Annotated in this window: 9 protein-coding genes; 8 read left to right on the forward strand and 1 reads right to left on the reverse strand. The window is 70.3% G+C overall.

Annotated elements, in window-relative coordinates; translation table 11 throughout:
• Window positions 1-173: 173 nt before the first annotated feature.
• Window positions 174-2900: a DNA polymerase I gene (polA, locus tag ACZ79I_RS09285; protein ID WP_471495925.1), complete on the reverse strand. Its 2727-nt coding sequence runs from the start codon at window positions 2898-2900 to the stop codon at window positions 174-176.
• 188 nt (window positions 2901-3088) lie between these two features.
• On the opposite strand from polA, the gene ACZ79I_RS09290 reads away from it, so the two are divergent.
• The 8 genes from ACZ79I_RS09290 to ACZ79I_RS09325 all read left to right on the forward strand — a co-directional run bounded on the left by ACZ79I_RS09290 (window position 3089) and on the right by ACZ79I_RS09325 (window position 12664).
• On the forward strand, window positions 3089-5368 hold the full coding sequence (locus ACZ79I_RS09290) for an FdhF/YdeP family oxidoreductase (RefSeq protein WP_471495926.1): 2280 nt from the start codon (window positions 3089-3091) through the stop codon (window positions 5366-5368).
• A gap of 54 nt (window positions 5369-5422) precedes the next feature.
• Window positions 5423-5911 carry a PaaI family thioesterase gene (locus ACZ79I_RS09295; protein ID WP_471495928.1) on the forward strand — a complete coding sequence of 163 codons (489 nt, stop codon included), beginning with the start codon at window positions 5423-5425 and terminating at the stop codon, window positions 5909-5911.
• A 187-nt stretch (window positions 5912-6098) separates the two neighbouring features.
• Window positions 6099-6881, forward strand: coding sequence for a hypothetical protein (locus ACZ79I_RS09300; RefSeq protein ID WP_471495930.1), 783 nt, complete (start codon window positions 6099-6101; stop codon window positions 6879-6881).
• A 110-nt stretch (window positions 6882-6991) separates the two neighbouring features.
• On the forward strand, window positions 6992-8212 hold the full coding sequence (locus ACZ79I_RS09305) for a branched-chain amino acid ABC transporter substrate-binding protein (protein ID WP_471504842.1): 1221 nt from the start codon (window positions 6992-6994) through the stop codon (window positions 8210-8212).
• A gap of 129 nt (window positions 8213-8341) precedes the next feature.
• Window positions 8342-9268 carry a branched-chain amino acid ABC transporter permease gene (locus ACZ79I_RS09310; RefSeq protein WP_471495932.1) on the forward strand — a complete coding sequence of 309 codons (927 nt, stop codon included), beginning with the start codon at window positions 8342-8344 and terminating at the stop codon, window positions 9266-9268.
• A gap of 5 nt (window positions 9269-9273) precedes the next feature.
• Window positions 9274-11073: a branched-chain amino acid ABC transporter permease gene (locus ACZ79I_RS09315; protein ID WP_471495934.1), complete on the forward strand. Its 1800-nt coding sequence runs from the start codon at window positions 9274-9276 to the stop codon at window positions 11071-11073.
• An 8-nt stretch (window positions 11074-11081) separates the two neighbouring features.
• Window positions 11082-11951: an ABC transporter ATP-binding protein gene (locus ACZ79I_RS09320; RefSeq protein WP_471504844.1), complete on the forward strand. Its 870-nt coding sequence runs from the start codon at window positions 11082-11084 to the stop codon at window positions 11949-11951.
• Window positions 11948-12664, forward strand: coding sequence for an ABC transporter ATP-binding protein (locus ACZ79I_RS09325; protein ID WP_471495936.1), 717 nt, complete (start codon window positions 11948-11950; stop codon window positions 12662-12664). The genes ACZ79I_RS09320 and ACZ79I_RS09325 overlap by 4 nt, the downstream gene beginning before the upstream one ends.
• Window positions 12665-12712 lie beyond the last annotated feature (48 nt).

Below are 12712 nucleotides of genomic sequence, written 5' to 3' on the forward strand. Positions count from 1 at the left end.
CGGGTGACGGCTCCCCGCAGCGGTGGGGCGGGGCACCGGCTGACCGGGCGCCCCGGCCCGCCCACGGGACCCGATCGCCCCGGCTGCCTCCACCGTCCCACGCCACAGACCACAGACCACAGACCACAGACCACCGGCCACCGGCCACCGGCCACCGGCCACCGGCCCGGAAGCTAGTGCGCCGCCGATTCCCAGTCCCCGCCGGCGCCCACCGAGACGTCCAGCGGTGCCCTGAGGTGGACTGCGCCCGCCATCTCGCGGCGGACCACTTCCTCCGTCTTCTCGCGCTCGCCCGGGGCGATCTCCAGGACGATTTCGTCGTGGACCTGGAGGAGCATGCGGGACGTGAGGCCGGCCTCCCGCAGGGCCCGGTCCACGTTCAGCATGGCGATCTTGACGATGTCCGCGGCGGTGCCCTGGATCGGGGCGTTCAGCGCCATGCGTTCCGCCATCTCCCGGCGCTGGCGGTTGTCGCTGTTGAGGTCGGGCAGGTAGCGGCGGCGGCCGAAGAGGGTCTCCGTGTACCCCGTCGCCCTCGCCTCGTCCACCACCCGGCGCAGATAGTCCCGTACCCCGCCGAAACGCTCGAAGTAGGTGTCCATCAGGGCACGGGCCTCCGCCGCCTCGATGTTCAGCTGCTGCGACAGGCCGAACGCCGACAGACCGTACGCCAGTCCGTACGACATTGCCTTGATCTTGCGCCGCATCTCCGCGTCCACCGCCGAGCGTCCGACACCGAACACCTGGGAGGCGACCGTGGTGTGCAGGTCCTCACCGGAGGTGAACGCCTCGATCAGGCCCTCGTCCTCCGACAGGTGCGCCATCACCCGCAGTTCGATCTGGCTGTAGTCGGCCGTCATCAGGGAGTCGAAGCCGTCGCCCACCACGAAGCCGCGCCGGATCGCCCTGCCCTCGTCGGTCCGCACCGGGATGTTCTGCAGGTTCGGGTCGGTCGAGGACAGGCGGCCCGTCGCCGCGACCGTCTGGTTGAAGGTGGTGTGGATCCGGCCGTCCGCGGCGATCGTCTTGATCAGGCCCTCGACCGTCACCCGCAGCTTCGCCTGCTCCCGGTGGCGCAGCATGATCACCGGCAGTTCGTTGTCGGTCTGGGTCGCCAGCCACGCCAGCGCGTCGGCGTCGGTCGTGTAACCCGTCTTGGTCTTCTTCGTCTTGGGCAGACCCAGCTCACCGAAGAGGACCTCCTGGAGCTGCTTGGGCGAGCCCAGGTTGAACTCGTGCCCGGCGGCCGCGTACGCCTCCTTCACCGCCTGCTGGGCGGCGCCCGCGAACATCTGCTCCATGGCCTCCAGGTGCGCGCGGTCCGCCGCGATGCCGTGCCGCTCCATGCGGGCGAGCAGCGCGGAGACGGGCAGCTCCATGTCGCGCAGCAGGTCCGCCGCGCCGACCTCCCGCAACCTCTCCTCGAACGCCTGGCCGAGGTCGAGGATCGTGCGGGCCTGAATCATCAGCGCCTCGGCCTCGGCGCCCTCGTCCGCGCCGAAGGCGAGCTGCCCGTCGGCCGTGGCCGCCGGCGCCAGCTCCCGGCCCAGGTACTCCAGCGACAGCGCGTCCAGCGCGAAGGTGCGCCGTCCCGGCTTGACCAGGTAGGCGGCGAGTGCCGTGTCCATGGCCACGCCCTCGATGGACCAGCCGTGCTCGGGGAAGACCCGCATCGCGCCCTTGGCGTTGTGCAGCACCTTCGGCCTGGCGGGGTCGGCGAGCCACTCCGTGAACGCCCTCTCGTCCGCCTCGTCCAGCTGCGTCGGGTCGAACCAGGCCGCCGCCCCGTCGGCCGCCGCGAGCGCGACCTCGGCGACCGCCCCCGTGCCCAGCGCCCATGCGTCGACCGTGGCCACGCCCAGGACCTGCAGGCCGTGCTCGGCGAGCCACGGCTTCAGCTCGCCGGCGCCCAGCACCGTCCCGTCCAGTTCGACGCCGTCGAGGACCGGGCCCGCCGTCTCGGCCTCCTCCGCGCCCGGGTCGACGGCCAGCAGCCGCTCCCGCAACGACGGATTGCGGATCTCCAGGGTGTCCAGGACCATCGCGAGGGCCTTGCGGTCGTACGGCGCGCGCTCGAGGTCCGCCACCGTCTTCGGCAGCTCGACGGTGCGCACCAGTTCCGTCAGCCGGCGGTTCGTCTTCACCGACTCCAGGTGGTCGCGCAGGTTCTGCCCGGCCTTGCCCTTGACCTCGTCGGCGCGCTCGACCAGGTCCGCGAACGAACCGAACTGGTTGATCCACTTCGCGGCCGTCTTCTCGCCGACCCCGGGGATGCCCGGCAGGTTGTCCGAGGGGTCGCCGCGCAGCGCCGCGAAGTCCGGGTACTGCGCCGGCGTCAGCCCGTACTTCTCCAGGACCTTCTCCGGGGTGAACCGGGTCAGCTCCGAGACGCCCTTCGTCGGGTACAGCACCGTCGTGTTCTCGGTGACCAGTTGGAAGGAGTCGCGGTCCCCGGTGACGATCAGCACCTCGAAGCCCTCGCTCTCGGCCTGGGTGGCGAGCGTGGCGATGACGTCGTCCGCCTCGAATCCCTCGACCGCGAAGCGCGGGGCGTGCATGGCGTCCAGCAGCTCCCCGATCAGCTCCACCTGGCCCTTGAACTCGTCCGGGGCCTTCGAGCGGTTCGCCTTGTACTCGGTGAACTCCTCGGAGCGCCAGGTCCTGCGCGAGACGTCGAAGGCCACCGCGAAGTGGGTGGGCGCCTCGTCGCGCAGCGTGTTCGCCAGCATCGACGCGAAGCCGTAGATCGCGTTCGTCGGCTGGCCCGTCGCGGTCGTGAAGTTCTCCGCGGGCAGCGCGAAGAACGCGCGGTACGCCAGTGAGTGCCCGTCCATGAGCATCAGCCGGGGACGGCCGCCGCCGGAGGTCTTCTGGGTCTTCTTCGATGCTGTCTCTGCCACGTCCCCGATCCTGCCACGCCCCACTGACAGCGGGAGCCGCCCGTGAGCCACGGGACCGCCCGCCGGGACCGACGGCGGCCGCCCGTGTCCGACCGGCCGGCGGGCGGAAACCGGGCGAGGGCGTCGACGGTGGCCCGTGCGAGGATCGAAGACGCAGCCCACACAGGTACGCGAAGGGGAGAGCCGAGATGGCCAGCAAGCCGCCCAAGGGTGACCCGGTGCAGGACGCTCCGCAGGTCGCCGAGCCCCAGCACGCGGCCGCGGGTCTTCCCGCCATCGGGCACACCCTGCGCGTCGCCCAGAAGCAGATGGGCGTGCGCCGCACCGCGCTCACCCTCCTTCGCGTCAACCAGAAGGACGGCTTCGACTGTCCGGGCTGCGCCTGGCCCGAGCCCGGCCACCGGCACACGGCGGAGTTCTGTGAGAACGGCGCCAAGGCGGTCGCCGAGGAGGCCACCCTGCGCCGGGTCACCCCGGAGTTCTTCGCCGCGCACCCGGTGGCCGACCTGGCGACCCGCAGCGGCTACTGGCTGGGCCAGCAGGGGCGCCTGACCCACCCCGTGTACCTCCCGGAGGGGGGCGAGCGCTACGAGCCCGTCACCTGGGAGCGCGCCTTCGGCATCATCGCCGAGGAGATCGCCGCGCTCGGCTCCCCCGACGAGGCGGTCTTCTACACCTCGGGCCGCACGAGCAACGAGGCGGCGTTCCTCTACCAGCTCTTCGCCCGCGAACTGGGCACCAACAACCTGCCCGACTGCTCGAACATGTGCCACGAGTCGTCCGGCTCCGCGCTCTCCGAGACGATCGGCATCGGCAAGGGCAGCGTCCTCCTGGAGGACCTCTACCGGGCGGACCTGATCATCGTGGCCGGGCAGAACCCCGGCACCAACCACCCGCGCATGCTCGCGGCCCTGGAGAAGGCCAAGGCGAACGGCGCGAAGGTCATCAGCGTCAACCCGCTCCCCGAGGCGGGCCTGGAACGCTTCAAGAACCCGCAGACCCCCCAGGGCATGCTCAAGGGCGCGGCCCTGACCGATCTGTTCCTGCAGATCCGCCTCGGCGGGGACCAGGCCCTCTTCCGTCTCCTCAACAAGCTGGTCATCGAGACGGAGGGCGCGGTCGACGAGGAGTTCGTACGCGACCACACGCACGGCTTCGAGGAGTTCGCCGAGGCGGCCCGCGCCGCCGACTGGGACGAGACCCTCGCGGCGACGGGCCTCACCCGCGCGCGGATCGAGGAGGCCCTCCGCATGGTCCTGGCCTCCCGCCGCACCATCGTGTGCTGGGCCATGGGCCTGACCCAGCACAAGCACTCGGTCCCCACCATCCGCGAGGTCGTCAACTTCCTCCTCCTGCGCGGCAACATCGGCCGGCCCGGCGCGGGCGTGTGCCCCGTGCGCGGCCACTCGAACGTGCAGGGCGACCGCACCATGGGCATCTTCGAGCGCCCCGCCCCCGCCTTCCTGGACGCCCTGGAGAAGGAGTTCGGGTTCGCGCCGCCGCGCGAGCACGGCTACGACGTCGTACGGGCCATCCGCGCCCTGCGCGACGGCGAGGCGAAGGTCTTCTTCGCGATGGGCGGCAACTTCGTGTCGGCCTCCCCCGACACCGAGGTGACCGAGGCCGCCATGCGCCGCGCCCGCCTCACCGTGCACGTCTCGACCAAGCTGAACCGCTCGCACGCGGTCACCGGCGCGCGCGCCCTGATCCTGCCCACCCTCGGCCGCACCGAGCGCGACCTCCAGGGCAGCGGCGAGCAGTTCGTGACGGTCGAGGACTCCATGGGCATGGTGCACGCCTCGCGGGGGCGGCTGGAGCCCGCGAGCCCCCACCTGCTGTCCGAACCGGCCATCGTGTGCCGTCTGGCCCGCCGCGTGCTCGGCGCCGGCAGCACGGTGCCCTGGGAGGAGTTCGAGAAGGACTACGCGACCATCCGCGACCGCATCGCGCGGGTGGTCCCCGGCTTCGAGGACTTCAACGCGCGCGTGGCCCGCCCGGGCGGCTTCGCGCTCCCCCACGCCCCGCGCGACGAGCGCCGCTTCCCGACGGCCACCGGCAAGGCCAACTTCACGGCGGCCCCCGTCCAGTACCCGAAGCTGCCCGAGGGCCGGCTCCTTCTGCAGACCCTGCGCTCGCACGACCAGTACAACACCACGATCTACGGCCTGGACGACCGCTACCGCGGCATCAGGAACGGCCGCCGCGTCGTCCTCGTCCATCCCGAGGACGCCCGCGCGCTGAGCGTGGCGGACGGCTCGTACGTCGACCTGGTCAGCGAGTGGCACGACGGCGTCGAGCGCCGGGCGCCCGGCTTCCGCGTCGTGCACTACCCCACCGCCCGGGGCTGCGCCGCCGCCTACTACCCCGAGACCAACGTCCTGGTCCCGCTGGACGCCACCGCCGAGACCAGCAACACCCCCGCCAGCAAGTCCGTCGTGGTCCGCCTGGAACAATCGGCGACCGACTGAGCGTTTGCTCAGCCAGCAGCCGAGTAACCGATCACCACGAACGGAGCCGTACCCATGGGCGAGCAGCACGCCGTGAAGTTCCCGCAGGACGTCGTCGACGAGTACGCCGCGCTCGGCGTCGACCTGCCCGCCCTGTTCTCCGCCGGGCACCTCGGCACCCGCATGGGCGTCCAGATCGTCGAGGCGTCCGCGGACCGGGTCGTCGGCACCATGCCGGTGGAGGGCAACACCCAGCCGTACGGACTGCTGCACGGCGGCGCCTCCGCGGTCCTCGCCGAGACCCTCGGCTCCGTCGGCTCCATGCTGCACGGCGGCAGCTCCAAGATCGCCGTCGGGGTCGACCTGAACTGCACCCACCACCGGGGGGTGCGCTCGGGCCTGGTCACCGGTGTCGCCACACCCGTCCACCGGGGGCGCTCGACCGCGACGTACGAGATCGTGATCAGCGGCGAGGACGGCAAGCGGGTGTGCACCGCCCGTCTCACCTGCCTGCTGCGCGACGTGAGGCCGGGCGACGCGGAGCAGGTCCCGGCGGCCGGCTGACACCGAGGGGGCGGCCGGGTACCGGGGCCGCCCCCCTCGCCTCCGTGCCCCGGTCACCCTGCCGAGCACCCCGGCCGGCCGGGGCCCCACCGCGGGTCCGCCCCGGCTCCCGGGCGCGGCACGGCGCGTCACCACACCTTCCGGGCCCCGCCCGGGGCCCCTACCGTTGCCCCATGAGGCCCCGGCCATGAGCGGCATCGGACCGGTCGAACCGGCCGAACCGGCCGAACCCCGGACCGGTCACGACGTCATCGGCAGCGACCCGCCCCGGCTGTCCGACCGCTGGGCCCGGCTGCCGGCACGCACCCGCGCGGCGGTCCTGGGCACCGCCGCGGCCCTCGCCGTCACGGGCGCCCTCCTGCTGCCGCCCGCGCCCGCCTCCACGGCGCCCCCGCAGCCGGACCTGCCGCCCTGGCCCGCGAACGTGACCGAGTTCACCTACGCGGGAGTCGCCCGCCGGGCCACCGCCGCCTCCCCCACCGGCACCTTCCGCTTCGACATCTCCGTCCGCAGCGGCCCGCCCGTGACCGTCTACGACATCACGGCCGGGTTCACCGGCCTCCACGCCCGGACCACCCCGGACACGTCCGTCAGCGTGCCCGTCGGGACCGCACGCCGCATCGGGCTGGAGATATCCGTGGCCGACTGCGCGGGGCTGCCGCTGAATCCGGACCTTCCTTTTCTCGATGTAACGCTGCGTAACGCGCGCGCAATACAACAGCACAGTTTCATCTTCAGCGGCGCCTACTCCCGGGACCTTTCCGCACTCCTCCACACGGTCTGTGACGCCTCCGGGCGCCGGGCTCGTCCACGGCCGACGGGAAGTGCGGGTTCTCAAAATGCGGACCGCGCGGAAATTCCGCCAAACCGTCCAAGAGCAGCCATCCCCGATACCCACCAACCGGCACGTCATAACAAGAAAGTCACAAGCCAGCCTTCGACGATGCCCATCCTGTCAGACCGGGCTTAGAGTCACGGCCAGTCACCGCTCCATCGGGAGTTCGGTACCAGCGCGGCACTCGCGCCGCCCCACAAGAGGCGGCCACGCTGCGGAAAGGACTGATTGTGCGACAGCGTTCTCTGGTGATCCTCACCTCCGTGCTCACCACCGGAGCTCTGACCCTCACCGCGTGCGGCTCCCGCGACAACAACAGCGACAAGGGCGGCGACAGCGGCACCACCATCACCATCGGCGTGGACGCCCCGCTCTCCGGGGAGAACTCGACCACCGGCCTCGGCATCCAGTACGGCGTCCAGATCGCCGTCGACGACGCCAACAAGAAGAACACCGTTCCCGGCGTGAAGTTCGCGGTCAAGGCCCTGGACGACAAGGCCCAGCCCGCCAACGGCCAGCAGAACGCCACGGCCCTGGTCGGCGACAAGACCGTCGTCGGCGCCGTCGGCCCGCTGAACTCCGGCGTCGCCCAGTCGATGCAGCAGGTGTTCGCCTCCGCCAACATGGTCCAGATCTCGCCGTCGAACACCAACCCGACCCTGACCCAGGGCAAGGACTGGCAGACCAAGAAGACGCGTCCGTACAAGACGTACTTCCGCACCGCCACCACCGACGCCCTCCAGGGTGGCTTCGCCGCCGACTACGCCTACAACGGCCTCAAGAAGAAGAAGGCCTTCGTCGTCGACGACAAGCAGACCTACGGCGCCGGCCTCGCCAAGATCTTCAACGACACGTTCAAGAAGGTGGGCGGCAAGATCGCCGGCACCGACCACGTCAACACCGGCGACAAGGACTTCGGCTCCCTCGTCACCAAGATCAAGAACTCCGGCGCCGACATCCTGTACTACGGCGGCCAGTACGACGAGTCCGAGCTGATCACCAAGCAGCTCAAGGACGCCGGCGTCAAGATCCCGCTGATGGGCGGTGACGGCATGTACGCCACCACCTACATCCAGACCGCCGGCAAGGCGGCCGAGGGCGACCTCGCCACCGCCGTCGGTGTCCCCGTCGACACCCTGCCCGCCGCCAAGACCTTCGTGGACACCTACAAGGCCAAGGGCTACAAGGGCGACTACGGCGCCTACGGCGCCTACGCCTACGACGCCGCCACCGCCATCATCAACGCGGTCAAGGCCGCCAAGGACGCCAACGGCGGCAAGCTGCCCACCGGTGACGACCTGCGCGCCAAGGTCGTCGAGGGCGTCCAGAAGAGCGACTTCGAGGGCATCTCCGGCCACATCTCGTTCGACGAGTTCGGCGACACGACCAACAAGCAGCTCACCGTCTACCAGGTCGAGAAGGGCGCCTGGAAGGCCGTGAAGACCGGCACGTACAACGCCAGCTGACCTTTCACCCCAGCAGTGCACCGACGGGCCGCGCGGAAGGAGGACCCCGACCGCGCGGCCCGTCTCCTTACATCCCGTCCTGCACATGACAGTGCACAACACGACCACCAGTGACATGGAGGCCATGCGGTGAACACCCTGCCGCAGCAGCTGGCCAACGGGCTGCTCCTAGGCTCGATGTACGGGCTGATCGCCATCGGCTACACGATGGTGTACGGCATCGTCCAGCTCATCAACTTCGCACACGGCGAGATCTTCATGACCGGGGCCTTCGGTGCGCTCACGGTCTCCCTGATCCTGCCCTCCGGCACTCCGATGTGGGCCCTGGTGCCCCTGATGCTGATAGGCGGTGGCATCGTTGCCATCCTCATCGCCGTCGGAGCCGAACGGTTCGCCTACCGGCCACTTCGCGGAGCCCCGAGGCTGGCACCACTCATCACCGCCATCGGCCTTTCCCTGGCCCTCCAGGAAGTCGTCCGCAACTTCTACCCCCAGGCGGACCGCGCCCGCCCCTTCCCCGGCCTGGACGCCACGCACGACCTCGGCTCCGTCACCATCAAGGACGCCGACATCTTCCTGATCATCGCCGCCGCGGTCTGCATGGCGGCACTCGCCGTCTTCGTCCGCCGCAGCCGCACCGGCCGCGCCATGCAGGCCACCGCCCAGGACCCCGACACGGCACAGCTCATGGGCATCGACACCAACCGCATCATCGTCGTCGCCTTCGCCATCGGCGGCTTCTTCGCCGCCGTCGCCGCCGTCGCCTACGGCCTCAAGTACGGCAGCATCGACTACCGCATGGGCTTCCTCATGGGCCTCAAGGCGTTCACCGCGGCCGTCCTCGGCGGCATCGGCAACATCTACGGCGCCATGCTCGGCGGCGTCGTCCTCGGCATCGCCGAGACCCTCGCCTCCGCCTACATCGACAACATCCCCGGCATGCAGCAGCTCGGCGGCGCAAGCTGGGCCAACGTCTGGGCCTTCTGTCTCCTCATCCTCGTGCTGCTGTTCCGGCCCCAGGGCCTCCTCGGCGAGCGCGTCGCAGACAGGGCGTGATCACCATGACCGACACGAAGACCCCAGAGATCCCCGAGACGCCCATGGCCACCGAACGCGGTCTCATCCCGCTGCCGCCCGCCGCCGCCCGCGCCCTCACCCTCGTCGGCGGCATAGGCACCACGGCCTCCGCCTTCCTGGCCTGGACCTGGACCGCCGACTTCCCCGGCGACCTCACCGTCTACGGCTACCCCGGCGGCCTGCAGTGGCTGACCTTCACCGCCGGCATCCTCGTCGCCCTCTTCGCCCTCGCCGGCTACGGCGTCAAGGGCCTCGGCTGGCTCACCCCGGCCCGCAACAACGCGCCCACGGTCCTCGCCGCCCTCGGCGCCTTCGGCACCACCTGGTTCACCGTCATCGCCATCGCCGCCAAACTCGGCGGACTGGTCAACCTCGAACCGGGCGGCTACGTCGCGGCGGTCGCCTCGCTCCTCACCGCCCTCGGCGCCCTCGCCCTCCCCCAGCCCGGCGGAGAGTCCGCCAAGGACACCCTGCGCGCCGCCATCGCGAAGCCCGACCGCATCCCGCCGGCCGGCGCCACCGCCCCCTGGATCCAGCGCGCCGTCATCACCGCCGTCACCGCCATCGGCCTGTTCGCCTTCGCCTACGGCATCGACACCGAGTACGGCGAACTCTTCATCGGCTACCTCATCGTCGTCGTCTTCGCCGTCTGGGCGGCGCACACCGCGGGCCTGCTCGACCGCTTCTCGCACATCGTCGCCGGCAACCGCAGCTTCACCCTCGCGATGGGCTTCGTCGCCGCCATCGCCTTCCCCCTCACCCAGTCCGACGACCACTACGCCAACATCGGCGTCAACATCCTGATCTTCGGAACGGTCGCCCTCGGCCTCAACATCGTCGTCGGCCTCGCCGGCCTCCTCGACCTCGGCTACGTCGCCTTCCTCGGCGTCGGCGCCTACACCGCGGCCCTGGTCTCCGGCTCCGAGTTCTCCCGCTTCTCCGGCGTCCAGTTCCCCTTCTGGGCCGCCGCCCTCTCCGGCGCCGCCGCATCCCTCGTCTTCGGCGTCCTCATCGGCGCCCCGACCCTGCGACTGCGCGGCGACTACCTCGCCATCGTCACCCTCGGCTTCGGAGAGATCTTCCGCATCGCCGTCAACAACATGGACGGCGACTCCGGCCCGAACATCACCAACGGCCCCAACGGCATCCCCTCCATCCCCGACCTGAAGTTCTTCGGGTTCGACTTCGGGCAGGCCCACGACCTCGGCAGCTTCACCATCGGCCGGTTCGCGAACTACTACCTGCTGATGGTCCTCATCATGGCCATCGTCGTCCTCGTCTACACCCGCGCCGCCGACTCCCGCATCGGCCGCTCCTGGATCGCCATCCGCGAGGACGAGACCGCCGCCACCGCCATGGGCATCAACGGCTTCCGCGTCAAGCTCATCGCCTTCGCCCTCGGCGCCTCCCTGGCCGGCCTCGCAGGCACCGTCAGCGCCCACGTCACCTACAGCGTGGTCCCCAACCCCTATCAGTTCGCCGGATCCACACCCCCCAACTCGGCCTTCCTCCTGGCCGCCGTCGTCCTCGGCGGCATGGGCACCGTCGCAGGCCCGCTGCTGGGCGCCGCCCTGCTGTACCTGCTCCCGGAGAAGCTCGTCTTCCTCCAGGACAAGTCCCTCCTCGCCTTCGGCATCGCCCTGATCCTGCTGATGCGCTTCCGGCCTGAGGGCATCATCGCCAACCGCCGCCGCCAGCTCGAATTCCACGAGACCGGCCAACTCGACGTACCAGCACAAGAAACACTCGCCGACGAACCGGCCGTCACCAAGGCGGGGGCGTGACCACCACCATGACCACACCAGTACTCGAAGCCCGCGCCGTCACCATGCGCTTCGGCGGCCTCACCGCCGTACGCTCCGTCGACTTCACCGTCAACAGCGGCGAGATCGTCGGCCTCATCGGCCCCAACGGCGCCGGCAAGACCACCTTCTTCAACTGCCTCACCGGCCTGTACATACCGACCGAAGGCACCGTCTCCTACAAGGGCACCGTCCTGCCGCCCAAGCCGCACCTGGTCACCCAGGCCGGCATCGCCCGCACCTTCCAGAACATCCGGCTCTTCGCCAACATGACCGTCCTGGAGAACGTCCTCGTCGGACGCCACACCCGGACCAAAGAGGGCCTCTGGTCCGCCCTGCTGCGCGGCCCCGGCTTCAAGAAGGCCGAGAAGGAGTCCGAGGAGCGGGCCATGGAGCTCCTCGACTTCGTCGGGCTCGCCCCCAAGCGCGACCACCTCGCACGCAACCTGCCCTACGGCGAACAGCGCAAGCTGGAGATCGCCCGGGCGATGGCCAGCGAGCCGGGACTCCTCCTGCTGGACGAGCCCACCGCCGGCATGAACCCGCAGGAGACCCGCACCACCGAGGAACTGGTCTTCGCCATCCGCGACAAGGGCATCGCCGTCCTCGTCATCGAGCACGACATGCGCTTCATCTTCAACCTCTGCGACCGCGTCGCCGTCCTCGTCCAAGGCGAAAAACTCGTCGAGGGCACCTCCGAGGTCGTCCAGGCCGACGAACGCGTCGTCGCCGCCTACCTCGGCACCCCCTTCGAAGGCGAACCCGGAGAAGAGGAGGCCGCCGAGGTCGCGGCGGCCGAAGCCGTCGCCGACGCGCCCGCAGACAGCACCACCGGCAGCACCAAGGGAGAGACCCAGTGACCGCACTGCTCGAGGTCGAAGACCTCAGGGTGGCCTACGGCAAGATCGAAGCCGTCAAGGGCATCTCCTTCACCGTCGAGGCCGGCCAGGTCGTCACCCTCATCGGCACCAACGGCGCCGGCAAGACAACCACCCTGCGCACCCTGTCGGGCCTGCTCAAGCCCACCGGCGGCAAGATCGTCTTCGACGGCAAGCCACTCACCAACGTCCCCGCCCACAAGATCGTCGCCCTCGGGCTCGCCCACTCCCCCGAGGGACGGCACATCTTCCCCCGCCTCACGATCGCGGAGAACCTCCATCTCGGCGCCTTCCTCCGCAAGGACAAGGAAGGCATCGAAAAGGACATCCAGCGCGCCTACGACCTCTTCCCCATCCTGGGCGAACGCCGCAAGCAGGCCGCAGGTACCCTCTCGGGCGGCGAGCAGCAGATGCTGGCCATGGGCCGCGCCCTCATGTCCCAGCCCAAGCTGCTCATGCTCGACGAGCCCTCCATGGGCCTCTCGCCGATCATGATGCAGAAGATCATGGCGACCATCGCCGAACTGAAGTCCCAGGGCACCACCATCCTGCTCGTCGAGCAGAACGCCCAGGCGGCACTGTCACTCGCCGACCAGGGCCATGTGATGGAGGTCGGCAACATCGTCCTGTCCGGCACCGGCCAGGACCTGCTGCACGACGAATCCGTACGCAAGGCGTACCTCGGCGAGGACTGAACGGCTCCCGTCGCGGCGTCGGCGTACACACCGAGGCCCGCACCCCGG

It is taken from the genome of Streptomyces sp. PSU-S4-23 (assembly GCF_055632315.1).